General features: G+C 45.7%; 13 protein-coding genes and 1 tRNA gene. 10 read left to right on the top strand and 4 right to left on the bottom strand.

The annotated features are described in order from the left end of the window. Positions 1–813 carry a 4-(cytidine 5'-diphospho)-2-C-methyl-D-erythritol kinase gene (ispE, locus tag EWU21_RS05735; RefSeq protein WP_130895849.1) on the top strand — a complete coding sequence of 271 codons (813 nt, stop codon included), beginning with the start codon at positions 1–3 and terminating at the stop codon, positions 811–813. Here the strand turns inward: ispE and EWU21_RS05730 are convergent. Genes EWU21_RS05730 through EWU21_RS05720 form a run of 3 tightly spaced genes read right to left on the bottom strand, consistent with a single transcriptional unit; the run spans position 810 to position 6820 of the window. Continuing rightward, on the bottom strand, positions 810–1928 hold the full coding sequence (locus EWU21_RS05730) for an efflux RND transporter periplasmic adaptor subunit (RefSeq protein ID WP_130895848.1): 1119 nt from the start codon (positions 1926–1928) through the stop codon (positions 810–812). The genes ispE and EWU21_RS05730 overlap by 4 nt on opposite strands. Further along, a complete protein-coding gene (locus tag EWU21_RS05725; RefSeq protein WP_130895847.1) occupies positions 1921–6378 on the bottom strand; it encodes a CusA/CzcA family heavy metal efflux RND transporter in 4458 nt (1485 codons plus the stop codon). The genes EWU21_RS05730 and EWU21_RS05725 overlap by 8 nt, the downstream gene beginning before the upstream one ends. 58 nt (positions 6379–6436) lie before the next feature. Next, on the bottom strand, positions 6437–6820 hold the full coding sequence (locus EWU21_RS05720; protein WP_130895846.1) for a hypothetical protein: 384 nt from the start codon (positions 6818–6820) through the stop codon (positions 6437–6439). An 82-nt stretch (positions 6821–6902) separates the two neighbouring features. Between EWU21_RS05720 and EWU21_RS05715 the strand changes: the two genes are divergently transcribed. The 9 genes from EWU21_RS05715 to EWU21_RS05675 all read left to right on the top strand — a co-directional run bounded on the left by EWU21_RS05715 (position 6903) and on the right by EWU21_RS05675 (position 14247). After that, the gene (locus tag EWU21_RS05715; protein ID WP_130895845.1) at positions 6903–7520 is read left to right on the top strand and encodes a DedA family protein; all 618 of its coding nucleotides are present in this window, start codon (positions 6903–6905) and stop codon (positions 7518–7520) included. Then, on the top strand, positions 7517–7987 hold the full coding sequence (locus EWU21_RS05710; protein WP_130895844.1) for an NADH-quinone oxidoreductase subunit A: 471 nt from the start codon (positions 7517–7519) through the stop codon (positions 7985–7987). The genes EWU21_RS05715 and EWU21_RS05710 overlap by 4 nt, the downstream gene beginning before the upstream one ends. After that, positions 7987–9459: a bacillithiol biosynthesis cysteine-adding enzyme BshC gene (locus tag EWU21_RS05705; protein ID WP_130895843.1), complete on the top strand. Its 1473-nt coding sequence runs from the start codon at positions 7987–7989 to the stop codon at positions 9457–9459. Before EWU21_RS05710 ends, EWU21_RS05705 begins: the two co-directional genes overlap by 1 nt. Next, complete coding sequence (gene mnmH, locus EWU21_RS05700; RefSeq protein WP_130895842.1) at positions 9459–10478, top strand: tRNA 2-selenouridine(34) synthase MnmH; 1020 nt, start codon at positions 9459–9461, stop codon at positions 10476–10478. Before EWU21_RS05705 ends, mnmH begins: the two co-directional genes overlap by 1 nt. Next, positions 10468–11271: a serine O-acetyltransferase gene (locus tag EWU21_RS05695; RefSeq protein WP_130895841.1), complete on the top strand. Its 804-nt coding sequence runs from the start codon at positions 10468–10470 to the stop codon at positions 11269–11271. Before mnmH ends, EWU21_RS05695 begins: the two co-directional genes overlap by 11 nt. Position 11272: 1 nt before the next feature. Next, positions 11273–12148, top strand: a complete 876-nt coding sequence (gene cysM / locus EWU21_RS05690) for a cysteine synthase CysM (RefSeq protein WP_130895840.1) — start codon at positions 11273–11275, stop codon at positions 12146–12148. A gap of 99 nt (positions 12149–12247) precedes the next feature. Further along, positions 12248–12320: transfer RNA gene (locus tag EWU21_RS05685), tRNA-Phe, on the top strand. 150 nt (positions 12321–12470) lie between these two features. Beyond that, positions 12471–13634 carry a hypothetical protein gene (locus tag EWU21_RS05680; RefSeq protein ID WP_130895839.1) on the top strand — a complete coding sequence of 388 codons (1164 nt, stop codon included), beginning with the start codon at positions 12471–12473 and terminating at the stop codon, positions 13632–13634. After that, entirely contained in the window at positions 13615–14247 is a 633-nt protein-coding gene (locus EWU21_RS05675; protein ID WP_130895838.1) for a hypothetical protein, read from the top strand. The genes EWU21_RS05680 and EWU21_RS05675 overlap by 20 nt, the downstream gene beginning before the upstream one ends. Here EWU21_RS05675 and EWU21_RS05670 read toward each other — a convergent pair whose 3' ends face one another. Continuing rightward, on the bottom strand, positions 14248–15570 hold the full coding sequence (locus EWU21_RS05670) for an ATP-binding protein (RefSeq protein ID WP_130895837.1): 1323 nt from the start codon (positions 15568–15570) through the stop codon (positions 14248–14250). Positions 15571–15665 lie beyond the last annotated feature (95 nt).

Here is a 15665-nt window from a genome sequence, read left to right as displayed (position 1 = left end):
ATGGTTTTATTTCCGCACGCGAAGATTAATATAGGCTTGTACATCACGAAGAAACGCAAGGATGGATTTCACGATTTAGAGACTTGTTTCTTTCCGGTGCCTTGGACGGATGTGCTCGAGATCACGCCATCAGAAGGGGAATTCACCTTTAGCTCTTCAGGTTTAGACATCGCAGGTGCCATCGAGGATAATCTATGCTACAAGGCTTATGAGCTATTGAGGAAAGACCATCAAATGCCTCCTGTACACATCCATTTGCACAAAATTATCCCCATGGGCGCTGGTTTAGGTGGAGGTTCCTCAGACGCTGCGTTTACTTTAATGGGTTTGAGAGACTTGTTTCAGCTCCCCCTAACGAACGAAGACTTACAACCCTATGCGGCAAAATTAGGCAGTGACTGTGCGTTTTTCTTGTCGAATCAGGCGGCTTTCGGCAAAGGAAAAGGGGACAAACTGAGCCCTATCGAGGCAAGCCTAAAAGGGAAGTTTCTCGTGTTATTATACCCCGCAGTGGGCATTTCTACGGCGGAAGCCTATGCGGGTGTAACGCCTGCAAAAGCACCGGTAGATCTGCGCAAGGCCATTTTGAAAGCGGATTGGAAAGAGGCGATTTCGAATGATTTCGAGAAGAGTATCTTCCCGCATTATCCTGTTTTGGCTTCTTTGAAGGAGGAAATGTACACCTTGGGTGCGAGCTATGCAGCGATGAGCGGATCGGGGTCGACGATTTTCGGAATTTTTGACAAAAAAATCGACCCACCTGCAAGATGGGCCGATTATACGGTTTGGAGCGGCTGGGTCGAAAAAGACTAGTCTTTCGCGAAGATCGCTTCTAAGGCTGATGCGCCCTTTGTTACGACTTTTCCTGCCGGTAATTCTTTCAACAATTTGATTCCCGCGTAGTCTGGTGTGGAGCTCAAAATCTCCACAGGCACTTGTGCCATGGCGCCATTCGTCATTTCCACGTAGATGAAACCGCCTTTACCCACGCGAGCCAGGCCCGCTTGTGGAATGCTAGGAATTTTTTGAGAGCCTACTTCGATGCGCGCACTCACGAATTGACCTACCGTGAAGTTCTTTTCATCCGACTTGTTTGCGAAGTGGCCGTGAACGGACGTCGTGCGGTTGGTTAAATCCACTTGTGGGGCGATGAGGAAGATTTTGGCATTTGCTTTTTGACCCTCTGATTCGAATTCGATAGTTTGACCGATGTTTAATTTGGCCAAATCCTTCTCAAACACCTTCAATTCTACGTGCTTGTCTGCCATTCCCACGACCTTAATCAAGACATCAGACGGTGTTACGTATTTCCCGATCGCTAAAAACTGGTCTTGGATATAGCCGTCGATGGGCGAACGCAAGGTCAAAACAGAGCTCAAATTTCCTTTGGCTAGCGATTTCAAGTCACAACCTAAGACCTCTAATTTTAGTCCCAAAGCCTTCACCTGCGCATTCACATTGCCTAAATCGGCTTCCGACTGCTGTAATTTCTTTTTTGAACCCACTTCCTCGTTCGTCAACACTTGCTGACGCGATTTCTCGGAACTCATAAAAGTCTGCGAAGACAGAGCCTGCAAATACTCTTGCTGCATTTGGATGAAATCAAGAGACGTCAAGGTCGCTAAGGCCTGCCCTTTCGACACTTTTTTGCCCGGAAGCAATTCATACGTCGTTTTCACGTAACCCGCGATGGGGATTGAGATAGACGCTAAAGATATAGGCGGCACATCGACCACCCCAGTACATTTAACTTCGGTAGACATTTCGCGCTCTTCTAAAGCTCCGAATTCGATGCCCGCGTTCGTCTTCTGTTCTGCGGTCAATTTAATTTCGGTCACCGGCGCTTCCGAGGTGGCCTCTTCTTTTTTCGAGCAAGCCGCTACGCCTAATACAAGGCATAGTGCTGCTAATTTGATTAACTTATTCATTTCCAATGATGGTTTGACGGGTGATAATCGCCTGGTTGTAGGCGTTGACTTCTTGAATATAACTTTCGCGAATCTGCCAAGCTTGCTGCGTATTTTGCAACATCTCGACGTATTCGATTTCTCCCTGCTGATACGATTTCAGCGCGGTCTTCTCTAACAAAGCTGCTTGAGGCAAGGCTGTGGAGGTATAATAGGCCAAACTCGCCCGGTATTTCGCCACCGCTGCCTCCGCATTCTTGTAATCCGTTTGCAAGGCAGATTCGGCTTGGATTTTTTGGCTAACAAAAGCCTCCTCCTGTAATTTCGCTGAGGCAATCTTCGCTTTTTGCCCTTTCCCGAAAATCGGAATGGCCAAACCAGCTTGTACGAAGTTTTGACCCCCTACATTTTCAATGCTCTGCGTCGTAACCCCAATTCTCAGATCCGGCTTCAAGCGTTCTCTTTCGACCGCCGTCAGCAATTTCCCGTGCTCTACTTGCTCAGCTAAAAGTTCGATAGTCGGGTTTTTCGACAGATCTAACCCAGCTTGGCCGGATTCCATGGCCAGCGATTCCTTCCCTTCAATCTCAAATTCCCCCGGTTCATTGATCCAGTAAGCGAGGTTTTGGTAGGCGGTCTTTTGATCCGCTTCTAGGGCAATTCGCTTCTGCTGAAACTCCCGCAAACGCGTTTCTGCCGCCATCAATTCCAAGCGATTCGTCTCGCCTTGTTGGAATTTAATCGTTGCCGCACGCTTCATCAGGGTATATAAACTGTCTTGTGAAGCTAAAAACGATAGATTTTTCTGCTGTGCCAAAATCTGGTAATAATAGAATTTCACACTCGAAGCCACTAAATTTTGCGTGATCTTCAAGCGCTTTTCGCTCAACACTTTCGCCGAGGTCAAGGACTTCACCTGTGCCTTTAACAGCGTAGGCCACGGGATACTTTGGGAAGCCACCAGGGTATAATCTTGGCTGTAATAGGTCTGCACTCGTCCGTACTGCGCATCCACCGTTCCTTTAGGCAATTCTTTACCAGAATTAATCAAAGCCTCCGCGGTTTTAACGTCTGCCAAACCAGTGGCAAGGAGGGCGTTGCGAGTGGAGGCGAGGGAGAGGCAAGCTTTTAAAGAGAGTCGATAGTCGATAGTCGGGAGTCGAGAGTCACTAGTCGATAGTCGATAGTCGATAGTCGGGAGTCGAGAGTCACTAGTCGATAGTCGATAGTCGATAGTCGGGAGTCGAGAGTCACTAGTCGATAGTCGATAGTCGATAGTCGACAGTCCGGAGGCTGTGCTTGAAAATGACATCAAGATGAATAAAACTATCATCCCTAGACCTTTGGCCTTCAGCTTCTGCTCTCGGCGGCCCATCACGATCGAGTAGACGACTGGAATAACGACCAATGTTAAGAACGTCGCGGTAATCAAACCGCCTATCACCACCGTTGCTAAGGGCCGTTGTACCTCCGCACCCGGGGAGTGGCTCAGCGCCATAGGCAAGAAACCTAAAGAGGCCACCGCCGCGGTCATAATCACGGGTCTAAAACGCAACTCCAATCCTTTCTTCAAACGTTCTTCCACGCCCAACCCCTCGTCTGCTAATTGCTTAAAGAAGGAAAGCAACACAATTCCGTTCAAGACCGCGACACCGAATAAAGCGATAAATCCGATCCCCGCCGAAACCGAGAACGGCATCCCGCGTAACCAAAGAGCAACCACACCCCCGATAGCTGATAAAGGAATCGCCAAGTAGATGATGGCGGCTTCTAAGAAGCTTTGGAAGGTAAAAAACAAGAGTACAAAAATCAGCGCTAACGCGATCGGAACTACTAAAGCCAAACGCGATTTCGCCGCCTGTAAATTCTCAAACGTTCCGCCATAGGTCACGTAATAACCCGCCGGCAAAGTGATCTTATTTTTCATGACTTTTTGGATATCAGCCACCACGCTTTCCACGTCACGACCTCGGACATTAATCCCGATGGTAATGCGGCGGTGCGTATTATCTCTGGAAATTTCTAATGGCGCGTTTTCGTAATTTACCTCCGCCACTTCTTGTAAGGGAATTTGAGAGCCAGATGGCAAGTCGATGTAGAGTTCGCGCAAATTCTGAATGTCTTGGCGGTGAACGGAATCCATTCTAACTACTAAGTCGAATCTTTTCTCGCCTTCCATGACGATTCCGGCCGTTTCTCCGGCGAAAGTCATCTTGATGGCGGAGTTAACTTCGTTCACATTCAAGCCATATTGCGCCATCTTCACACGATTGTATTTCACCACTAATTGCGGGATGCCGTCGATTTGCTGGACTTTGATGTCCCCTACGCCGTCGATGCTGCGGATGTAGCGAGAGGCTTCGGTCGCATGATCAAATAATTCTTGGAGATCTTCCCCAAAAATCTTCACCGCAATATCCGATTTCACTCCCGCGATCAGCTCGTTAAAACGCATTTGAATCGGTTGCGTGAACTCGAAATTCACTTCTGGGTAGACGTCTAATGCCGCATCCATTTTGGCCTCTAATTCCTCCATCGTCTCCGCATTTTTCCATTCCGACGGATCCTTTAATTGGATTATTAAATCGCAGGCATTCACGCCCATCGGGTCCGTTGGGATTTCAGAGGCTCCGATGCGGGAAACAATTTGCTTCACTTCCGTGGGAAATTTCTTCAATAACATCGCTTGAGCCGCGGAATTGATTTTAATACTTTGGGAAAGAGAGGCATTCGTAGGCAAAATCGTCTCTACCGCAAAATCGCCTTCGTTTAATTCCGGAATAAACTCACCGCCTAAAGTCATAAAGAGGGCAATACTGGCGCTAAATAGGCCAAAAGCCCCGATCACCACCCACTTGCGTTGCTTCAAGGCCCAATGAATGAGGGGTTGATAGCCGCGGTATAAAAAACCCATAATGCGATCCGCAATCGTGATTTCGTGACTGATTTTCTTGCTTAAAAACAAGGCAGACATCATGGGCACATAAGTCAGCGAAAGAATCAGCGCACCTAAGATGGCGAAACTAACTGTTTGCGCCATCGGTCTAAACATCTTGCCCTCGATTCCACCTAAAGCCATAATGGGTAGGTAAACGATCAAGATGATGATGACGCCAAAGGCAGCGGAGCCGAAAATCGCTTTGGCAGAAATCCCCACTTCCTCATCCATCGCCTGCTGACTCAATTCCTCGCCTTTTCGATGGCTGTGGAGCCGGTGTATAATGGACTCCACAATGATGACGGCGCCATCCACAATGAGGCCAAAATCAATCGCCCCTAAACTCATCAGGTTCGCAGACACCCCGAAAATGTGCATCAGCGCAAAGGCAAACAATAAACAGAGTGGAATCACCGAGGCCACGATCAAGCCGGCGCGCAGATTTCCCAGTAGTAAAACTAAGATAAACACGACGATCAAACCTCCTTCGATCAAGTTCTTCTCCACCGTATTGATGGCGCGACCGATTAACACGCTGCGGTCTAAATAGGGAACCACGTGAACTCCTTGGGGTAGGGTTTTGCCAATGATTTCCAGCTGAGCCTTCACATCTTGAACCACCTGATTTGCATTCGCCCCTTTTAAAAGCAACATCACGGCACCTACCGCCTCTCCCTTTCCATTTCTGGTCATCGCTCCATAGCGGATCGCTTTCCCGAAGCCTACTTTGGCCACATCCTTCACTAGAACGGGCAAGCCCGCCTCCCCTCTTTGGGAAACCACCGTATTCTCAATATCCTCTAACGAAGTCAACATTCCCTCCGAACGGATGAAATAAGCATCCGTACCTTTCTCTATATAGCCACCTCCGGAATTCGAATTATTGATCTGAATCGCCTTAAATACCTCATTTACGCTCACGTTCATGGCACGTAATCGCTCTGGATCTACCGCCACTTCATATTGCTTCAAGTGCCCTCCATAGGAACTCACTTCTACCACGCCCTTGATTCCTAAGAGCTGACGTTTAATAATCCAATCCTGGTAAGTCCGCAAATCCGCAAGGGAATATTGATCTTTAAATGCAGGATCCACCTCTAGGGTGTATTGAAAAAACTCGCCTAGACCGGTGGTGATGGGCGCTAATTCGGGAATGCCAGACCCTTGTAAAAGGTAGGGCTCAGCCGCTTTTAATTTTTCGGCCACTTGCTGCCGGGTCACTTCGGTGGCGACCTCATCCTCGAAAACGACCGTAATAATGGACATACCCATCCGAGAAATGGACCGAATATCCTTTACATTGGGGATTGTTCGTAACGATATCTCCAAAGGATAGGTGATAAACTTCTCCACCTCGGAGGCGGCCAGAGCCGGGGATTGGGTGATCACCTGCACTTGGTTCGACGTAATGTCTGGCAGGGCATCGATGGGCAGTTTGCTCAGCGAATAGCCTCCCCAAAAAATCAGCCCCAGGACAAAAAGCCCGACCACTAATTTATTGCGTATACTGAAACTGATAATGGAATTAATCATGTTTTAAAAATTAAGCTTTGATATAAACGGCTTGAGACCGTACAGAACAGGCGTAATTTTAAAACCGGGGAGGCGCGATTAAGACACGCTCCATCGAGAAATGGTAGTTGTTTTCGTAGAATTCTGAGCGGCGACGCGCTACGATGAGCGCGACAGCACTCATGAAAAAGAAGGTAACTGCGGGCAAAACGAAGCCCATCGCACCTGAGAAATCGAATGAAGGTAAACTCGGATGTTGGGTTGTTTTTGCGTGCTTCGAATCAGCCGCATAATGCATCCAAAGAAAGTCCACAAAACTGAAACCCGCCGGAGCCTGCTTCTTGTGATCTTGAAAATGCTTCACCAGTTCGTTCGCCTTGATGGACTGCTCCATCCCCACCTTGGGCAATAAGCCGCCGGCAAATAGGATCACAAAAAGAACATAAGCCATGACATTTTTCATCCCCCAAATGTAACAAAAATTCGAATTTTTCACCCATATTTATGTTTTCATTTTAATTTAAGATGGAATGACGGCCTAAATCATGGATGAAATAAATCTTTTGTGGCATCAGCTCACTGATTCTGAAACCATTATCCGCTCTGGATTGATGGTCATTACCTTGATTGTTTTCGCCGAGAATGGCCTCTTCTTTGCCTTTTTCCTGCCTGGGGATTATCTGTTGTTTTTGACGGGTGTTTTTGGGGGTACCGGCGTGCTGAAAGAGCCATTGAGCTCCCTTTTGTTAAGTATTTTTCTAGCCGCCGTCATCGGTTCCTTTGTGGGGTATTTAGTGGGGCGGTTTTTTGGCAAATCGCTGATGAATAGGCCAGATGGTTGGTTTTTCAAGAAGAAACACTTGGAATCGACCCGGGAATTTTTTGACAAATACGGATTTATGGCGCTGGTGATCAGTCGCTTTTTGCCTATTGTGCGGACTTTCACGCCTATTTTGGCGGGAATTAGTCACCTTTCCTGGTATAAATTTATTTTATTGAACCTGGTGGGAGGTGCGCTCTGGGTGGGCATTTTAGTGACCGCAGGTTTTTATTTAGGCCAAAATTTCCCCGGCATCATCAACTACGTACAATACATCATTCTATTCTTCCTAGCAGTTACCACGTTTACGGTGGTGAAGGGATATTTGAAATTGAGAAAATGATCGAGCAATTTGGCTATGTGGCGGCATTTTTAGGCGCAGGAATGCTATTCCTGGGCTTGATCTTAACCCTTGCCCGCTTTATTCGCCCAAATCGCCCCAATGTCGAGAAGAATTCCACCTACGAATCCGGCGAAGCACCGGTAGGAAACGCCAATATTCGCTTCAATCCGCGCTTTTACGTGATTGCCCTGCTCTTCGTCCTGTTCGAAATCGAATTAGTATTCTTATTCCCCACGGCCACCCTATTAAAAGACAAAGCTCTATCTGCAGCAGCACCGGAATTCCCGATGTATGCGGTATTCGAGATTTTATTATTCGTGGGAATCCTGGCTTTGGGACTCGCTTTTGCTTGGGTAAAAGGGTATTTAAATTGGGAAAAACCAGAAACGGCTGCGGAGAAATTGAACATTCCTATCCCAGACAGCGTTTACGATAGCATTAGAACAAAACATTCCGGACCTAAATAATGGATCATAAAACGCATACACTCACTTCGCTGAACGCTTTTTCCAAACTGTTACTGGATTATCTAGCAGAGAAGCCGGTGTTAAAGGAGTTTTACGGCAATGGCCCAAAGATCTCAAATTTCAAAGACCAAATTTCAGAGAAAAAATCGTTCCCATTTGCTACACGTGAGGTTCTTCAGACTGTTTTAAGCGAGCAATATGCCGCGATAGGTGCTGAAATGCCAGCGGTGGATCTTCGCGATGAGAATACCTTTACGGTAACCACGGGACATCAGTTAAATATTTATACGGGTCCCCTTTATGTGATTTATAAGTTAGTCTCGACCATTAATCTGGCGCGAAAACTTCAAAAAGCGTATCCCACTCAGCGCTTTGTCCCTGTTTATTGGATGGCGACGGAGGACCATGATTTTGAGGAGATCAATCACTTCTTTGCTTTTGGGACGAAATACGAGTGGAATACTTCCCAAAAAGGTGCCGTAGGTCGCTTTTCATTGAGCGATTTCCCTCGCATTCCGTTGAGAAATGAGATCTTCGACAAGGCCTATTCAGAGGGAAAAAACCTCTCAGAAGCAGTGAGAATGTATATGCACGCGCTTTTCGGGGCTGAGGGTTTAGTCTGTCTCGATGCAGATGATGCGCGATTGAAGTCGATTTTTGCTCCTATCATGGAGGCGGATTTAAAGCAACAGGTTCACGAGCCGATTGTACGGGCGACGACTGAGAAATTAGAAGCCTTAGGCTACAAGACACAGGTTTCGGCGCGTCCAGTGAACTTGTTTGAATTAACAGATAACGATCGCGTTCGTTTGGAAACAGGGGATTCGGTGGATATCACCAAAGCTAGCCCGAATGTGATCTTGCGACCCTTGTACCAAGAAGTCATTTTACCTAACCTAGCCTACATCGGAGGCCCGGCGGAGGTGGCTTATTGGTTGCAATTGAAAGGTATATTTGATTTACACCAGGTTCCATTCCCTATTTTATTGCCGCGTAATTTTGCGATCGTGAAGACGCAGAAACAGGTAGAGAAAGCGGAGAAATTAGGCCTGAGTTTAGCGGATTTGTTTAAAAATGAATTAGCGCTAAGACGTGATTTTGTGGCGGGACGCACGTCACATAAGTTGGATACCGATCAAGAGGCGCAAAATCTGATGCCTATTTTAGCGGAACTGGCCGCCAGGGCAAAAGCCATCGATCCTACTTTAGAAGCTAGTGTGCACGCAGAGCAGGCACGCTGGACAAAAGGCTTGGAGCGGTTAGCGAAGAAATTAAAGCGCGCGGAAGAGCGTAATCAGGGGGATGAGGTGAGACAGGTTTTGGCACTAAAAGAAGCCTTATTCCCTGCTGGAGAATGGCAGGAAAGACATACGAACTTCCTCGAATTCGCGAGTGATTACCCCGATTTTATACACGATTTACTACAGACATTCGATCCATTACACTTCGAATTCTACGAAATAACCCTATAATGCCCGAAAAACTCAGTCCGTCAGACTTCCTCGAAGCCGCAAAAACGTACCCGGTGCTCGATGTCCGATCGCCTGGCGAATATACGCGGGCACGGATTCCGGGAGCGATTTCCTTTCCTATTTTCGATGATGAACAGCGCGCGGCGGTGGGCACCTGCTACAAACAAAAAGGGAAGGACAAAGCGATTGAATTAGGCTTAGAATTCGTGGGTCCGCAACTAGCGACCTGGGTGAAAAAGGCCAAAAAGCTAGCCGTCGACAACACCATCCTCGTCCATTGCTGGCGCGGAGGCATGCGAAGCGGCAGTATGGCCTGGCTTTTTGAGACGGCTGGATTGCAGGTCAAAATCCTCGTGGGTGGCTACAAGGCCTACCGCAACGAGGTATTAGCCATTTTCGAACAACCCATTCCCTTCCGCGTTTTGGGTGGGAAGACGGGATCTGGGAAGACGGAGATCTTGCATGAATTAGCGAAAAGAGGACATCAGGTACTCGATTTAGAAGGAATTGCGCACCATAGAGGGTCGGCTTTTGGGCATTTAGGCCAGGAAGTACAGCCTACGAGTGAGCATTTTGAGAATGAAGTACACCGCATTTTGTGCGGTTTTGATTACGGCCAGGAGATCTGGGTGGAGGATGAAAGCCGCCACATAGGTCAGGTATTTATGGGGGCATCGCTCTATAATCAGCTCAGAGAGGCTCCTGTCACGTTTTTAGATATTGAACCGGTCTACCGTTTGCCGCACTTAGTGAATGTGTATGCGTCTTATCCGAAGGAGGATTTGGCTACGGCTTTGGGCAAAATAAAGAAGCGTTTAGGCCTGGATCGCTACGCCATCGCGATGGAAGCGCTAGAGGCAGACGACTTTAGTTTAGTCGCGGAAATCACGCTCTATTACTACGATAAGGCCTATATGTACGGTTTAGGCCAAAGAGAAAACGACAAAATCACCCGCATCGAGGTCCGCACGCTGGACCCGGTCGAACAAACCGATTTACTTTTAAGCCATGCTTCCTAACGAATTTTTAGACAAGATAGTCGCGCAACACCAGCAGACGCCCCCTTTTCCGGCGACTTCTGACATCAAAAAGTTGTTCACGAAAATCGTTTTGACGCTTTTCCCGGAACAAACGCGACTGCATTTTAAGGAGGTGTCCGAACTGAAAGCCGTGTGGGAAAGCATCGAAAATGGGCTTGAAAGTCTGTTGTATTCGATGAAAGAACAGCTTTCGGAAGATCCTGCGGTCATTGCTCACCGCTTTTTAGGCCAAATTCCAGCCATCTACGACCTCTTGCAAACGGACGTGGAAGCGATGGTGGCGGGCGACCCGGCGGCGACCACTTCCTACGAAGTGATCCGGACTTATCCCGGCTTTTACGCCTTGGCCTTTTACCGCTTAGCGCACGGATTGCACCAGGAGAAAGTGCCGTTGATTCCGCGGATTTTGACAGAATATGCCCATTCCAAAACCGGTATCGACATCCACCCTGGCGCAAGCATCGGTCGCTATTTCTTTATGGACCACGGCACCGGAATCGTGATTGGGGAAACCACCATCATAGGGGAACGCGTGAAAATCTACCAAGGAGTCACCTTAGGAGCCCTTTCTGTCGATAAATCGATGGCTTCCACGAAGCGCCACCCCACTATCGAAGACGGCGTGGTCATCTACTCCGGAGCCACCATTTTAGGCGGCGAGACGGTTGTAGGAAAAAACTCGATTATAGGCGGAAACGTCTGGTTAACGCGCAGCGTTGCCCCTAACACGAAGATTTACCACCAAGAAAACGTCAAAGTTATCCAAGATTAATATGAGCCAGCTGTTAGAATTAGTCGGAAACACGCCTTTAGTCGAATTATCGCGTTTGAACCCAAACCCGAAGGTCAAGATTTACGGGAAGTTAGAAGGAAATAATCCGGGAGGTTCGGTCAAAGACCGCGCCGCGAAAAACATGATCGAAGGCGCCATCCAGCGCGGGGAATTGAAAGCAGGGATGAAGCTCATCGAAGCGACCTCTGGTAACACGGGCATCGCGTTAGCCATGATTGCCCGTTTATATGATATCGAAATCGAATTAGCGATGCCAGCGAATTCCACGCGGGAACGCGTCTTGACGATGGAAGCCTTTGGCGCTACAGTGACCTTGACAGAAAGCATCGAATCCGCCCGTGATTACGCCGTTGAAAAAGCCGCCAGCGGCGAGTTCTTTATGCTGAATCAGTTCGAGAATCCGGATAATTATTTGGCCCATTACAAAACGACGGGACCCGAAATCTACCGCGACACAAAAGGCACCGTAACTCACTTCGTGAGCTCTATGGGCACCACGGGCACCATTATGGGCACGTCGATGTACTTAAAGGAACAAAATCCAGCCATCCAAATCGTAGGCTGCCAGCCCACAGACGGCTCTAAAATCCCAGGCATCCGCCGCTGGCCTATCGAATACCGACCTAAAATCTATGACCCCTCCCGCGTAGACCGCGTGATGGACATTTCAGAAGCAGATGCCACCGCGATGACACAGGCACTCGCTAAAGTCGAAGGCGTATTCGGTGGGATGAGCAGTGGCGGCAGTGTTTTAGCCAGCTTACGCTTAGCGACTGAGTTAGAGGAAGGTGTGATCGTCTGCATCATTTGCGACCGCGGAGATCGCTATTTATCAAGCGGACTTTTCGGGGAATAAATCCCCGCTTTGCGAGATTTCTTTGTTTTTTTTAAGCCAAGATTGGGATTAAATAAAATTATACTTATTTTTGCACTCCCGATTAACGCGGGGAATTGAGGTGGATTAGCTCAGTTGGTAGAGCATCGGATTGAAAATCCGTGTGTCCCCGGTTCGAGTCCGGGATCTACCACTTCAATGAATAAAGACCCTAACAGCGATGTTAGGGTCTTTTGTTTTATCAGTAAACTGATAATTAATTTTTAGCATAGGATTCAATAGGAAGAAAGTCTAGATTTAGGCAGGTTTAAAGACCTACCAAACACCTAACTACCTAATACCTATGTACTACCTTCGCCTGCCATTCCTTGGGATGGCCCTTTTGCTCTTGCTAAACTCCTGCGAACGTCATTCTATCATCGAACCCCTCGATCCACATCAAGACTTAAAACAATGGTATGCATTTAGCAGAATAACCCACACTAATGAGCCCGTGTTGTGGAATTATACCACTCCTTTTACGATGCCAGACGGCTCACAGGCTTTTCAAATACCCGTGATGTCAAAAGTGGGAATGAAGGATTTGATTATTTATTCAGAAAATGGAGTTCAAAAAGGGTTTTATAAATGGTATACTCCTAAGGATGAAACCCATATTAATGTACAGGTTCTCAATATGTTCGATGAGGTGATTCGGGATGGTATTTTAACCAAAACAAAGAAGGCAAGTAATCCGCGAAAAAAGATCAAAAATCTCGAGAATTCCATTCCTAAAATGGCCAACTTAGATTTAGATGAGGTATTCTGCTATGGAGAACGAACTCGACCACCTATGACCCATGATGAGCTGATTGCCATCTACCGAAACAATTTGGGTAATTATGATTCCGCAATCCCCACTTTTTTTGAAGGAGGTGGCGGCGAATCGGGAACAGAAGAGGAAATTGATTTCGATCCTTCAGAAGAATTATTGTTTTCCGTCGGCAACGACGTCAAGAACAAATGCCTACTTCAAGCCATAAATGGAGTCATTAATTCGAAATATGATTTAGGGGGAATTGTAAAGAAATTAAAACTAAGTGCCAAAACCGTTCATTTTATTGAAGTAACTAATTTGCCAGCAACAGTTATGGCGCATACAACTTCTATCTCTTCTAAAGAGGTTACGATCGAATTAAATTTAAATGTATTACCTAAGCTGTCCCAAGAATTAATGGCTGTCACTTTATATCATGAATTATTACATGCCTATTTTGGGGTGATCTTAGGAAAAAATTGGAATGAATCAAAAGAGCATAATGAAATGACTGACACTTATTACTTAAGTTTATTAGAGGAAATTATGATTAAAAGGTTTCCCAACATAAAAGATTACGCTGGAGGATTGATTTTTACAGGATTACAGGAAACAGAGCTATTTAATAAGCTCAATGAGAATACCCAAAATTATATCAAGACAATAATTTATAACTTTAAAGACGGAAATAATGGAACGTACTGCAAATAAAAACCTCAAGAATCTTACATTTCTTACGCTGTTTTTAGTTTTACCATTGTTTATTTATGGTCAGACTAGAATAATTACTCTAAGTAACCATTTTTCATATAAAGGTAATTCAACCAGTAAACTAACAGTAGATAGCTCATGTCAGTTATTAGTACACGACTTAACTAAAGGGGCATATATTTCTTCTCAAAATGCAACCTGCCGTTCTGATATTGGCCTATATCTATATAAAGTAGATTCAAGAGGAAAGATTAATGAAAAAGAGATCATTTATTGGGGCACTTTAGTAGATTCTACTCAGGAGAGTATTCTACAGAATATTAAAATGACCTCAGGAAAGTACCTGAAGCCTAGTAAAAATATGCGACAGGCAGAACACTGGTATCTATTTGAATACATTTCAAATGGTTATAAAACTGGGTGCTTCGATCGAAATTGTCGTAACGAACAATCGGTTTTGGAAGACCAACTTAATAACTACAAGTTTATGATTTGGTCAACGATAGAAAAAGTGAAAGGACTTACTGGTAAGCTAACTTTCATTGATGGTAATAGCAACGATGAAGCATTTAGAAAAGGATTAATCAAGCAAGAAGAAAGGAAAGAGATGTAACTAATTCCCTGACTTATACATCCCAATCGCATAAAGTGGAATGATCTGGACGTTAGGGATTTGGCCAAAATTCTCCAAAGAGGTTCGAATTCCCTTAGTAACATTCTTTTCCTCTAAGAAGCGATACAAGCTTTGCATCGCGCCTTTCGTGCCTGATTTGACTTCGATGGGTAGAATTTGACCTTTGCGTTGGATGACGTAATCGACCTCAGATTGCGCATTTTTGCTTTCTCTTTGCCAATAATGCAAGTCCCAGTTTTCGTAACACGAGGTGTTTTTAATCAATTCAAGCCCCACGAACATTTCGGCTATATTCCCCTTGTTGATCACGGAGAAATCACTCTCCAAAAGCATTTCGGACATATTTAATCCTAAAATACGTTGGAAAATTCCTGTATCGAATAACAAAAACTTCCGCTTTTTCACATTGATCTCCGCCCCCAATGGCAACCCATTACAACTGGAATGCGTAACCGGATATATAATACCCGCTAGGGTTAATAAATCTAAGGCCTGTTTGACTTGTATATTTGTCAGATTAGTATTCCCATAAGTGTAGGTGAACTTATTTCCTACCTGTTGAACAACCAGGTTAAATACCTCTCTAATACGAATAGCGGGAACTCGATCTCGGAATTTGGCAAAATCTGCTTGAATTGATATGACTAAATCGTCTAAAATACGCTGCACTTCTAACATATCTCCATTTCGAACATAAGAACTAACCACTTCAGGCATCCCTCCTATGATTAAAAACTTCTTCAAATAATGGTTCAGTTTTTCGTGAACCAAATCAGGTAGTTCAGCGGTAAATCCAGCGCTCATCACATAATCAATCAGTCCCGTTTCACCATTCGCTAGTAAAAACTCCTGAAGAGATAAAGGGTATAGAAAAATAGATCGAACCCGCCCCACTCCGTAAGACGGAACCTCAGATAAAGCGAATTCCAACAGAGAACCTGCAGCGATTACATGCAATTGAGGCATTTTTTCATAGAAATACCGCAGAGCAGAAATGGCAGGAATGCATGCTTGAATTTCGTCAAAAAACACCAAGGTCTTCCCCTCCACTATAGGGACTTTCAACAAAAGTGTCAGCTGTTCGCACAGTTCAGCGGGGGATATGGATTTCTCAAATAGCGTCGAAAATTCGGGGTTTTCATCAAAATTTACTTCAACGAAATGATCAAATGATTTTGCCAAATGCCTCACAGCCGAGGACTTCCCTACTTGCCTAGCACCCCGTAGCAACAAAGGCTTCCTATCGCGCTGATTTCGCCACTTTTCAAGCTCTTGATCAATTATTCTGGGGATGTAGCTCATTGTTTTGTTAAAAATCCAAACCAATATTACTACTTAAATGATAAAAATCCAAACCAATAATGGACTCAAAATGATAAAAATCCAAACCAATGTGA

It is taken from the genome of Aquirufa antheringensis (genome assembly GCF_004307425.1).
Lineage (GTDB): Bacteria > Bacteroidota > Bacteroidia > Cytophagales > Spirosomataceae > Aquirufa > Aquirufa antheringensis.
This window is presented reverse-complemented; position numbering and strand designations above follow the sequence as displayed.

Excerpts from the sequence above, each read along its gene's own strand:
- ispE (WP_130895849.1), top strand. The coding sequence starts at position 1 with ATGGTTTTATTTCCGCACGCGAAGATTAATATAGGCTTGTACATCACG.
- EWU21_RS05730 (WP_130895848.1), bottom strand. The coding sequence starts at position 1,928 with ATGAATAAGTTAATCAAATTAGCAGCACTATGCCTTGTATTAGGCGTA.
- EWU21_RS05725 (WP_130895847.1), bottom strand. The coding sequence starts at position 6,378 with ATGATTAATTCCATTATCAGTTTCAGTATACGCAATAAATTAGTGGTC.
- EWU21_RS05720 (WP_130895846.1), bottom strand. The coding sequence starts at position 6,820 with ATGAAAAATGTCATGGCTTATGTTCTTTTTGTGATCCTATTTGCCGGC.
- EWU21_RS05715 (WP_130895845.1), top strand. The coding sequence starts at position 6,903 with ATGGATGAAATAAATCTTTTGTGGCATCAGCTCACTGATTCTGAAACC.
- EWU21_RS05710 (WP_130895844.1), top strand. The coding sequence starts at position 7,517 with ATGATCGAGCAATTTGGCTATGTGGCGGCATTTTTAGGCGCAGGAATG.
- EWU21_RS05705 (WP_130895843.1), top strand. The coding sequence starts at position 7,987 with ATGGATCATAAAACGCATACACTCACTTCGCTGAACGCTTTTTCCAAA.
- mnmH (WP_130895842.1), top strand. The coding sequence starts at position 9,459 with ATGCCCGAAAAACTCAGTCCGTCAGACTTCCTCGAAGCCGCAAAAACG.
- EWU21_RS05695 (WP_130895841.1), top strand. The coding sequence starts at position 10,468 with ATGCTTCCTAACGAATTTTTAGACAAGATAGTCGCGCAACACCAGCAG.
- cysM (WP_130895840.1), top strand. The coding sequence starts at position 11,273 with ATGAGCCAGCTGTTAGAATTAGTCGGAAACACGCCTTTAGTCGAATTA.
- EWU21_RS05680 (WP_130895839.1), top strand. The coding sequence starts at position 12,471 with ATGTACTACCTTCGCCTGCCATTCCTTGGGATGGCCCTTTTGCTCTTG.
- EWU21_RS05675 (WP_130895838.1), top strand. The coding sequence starts at position 13,615 with ATGGAACGTACTGCAAATAAAAACCTCAAGAATCTTACATTTCTTACG.
- EWU21_RS05670 (WP_130895837.1), bottom strand. The coding sequence starts at position 15,570 with ATGAGCTACATCCCCAGAATAATTGATCAAGAGCTTGAAAAGTGGCGA.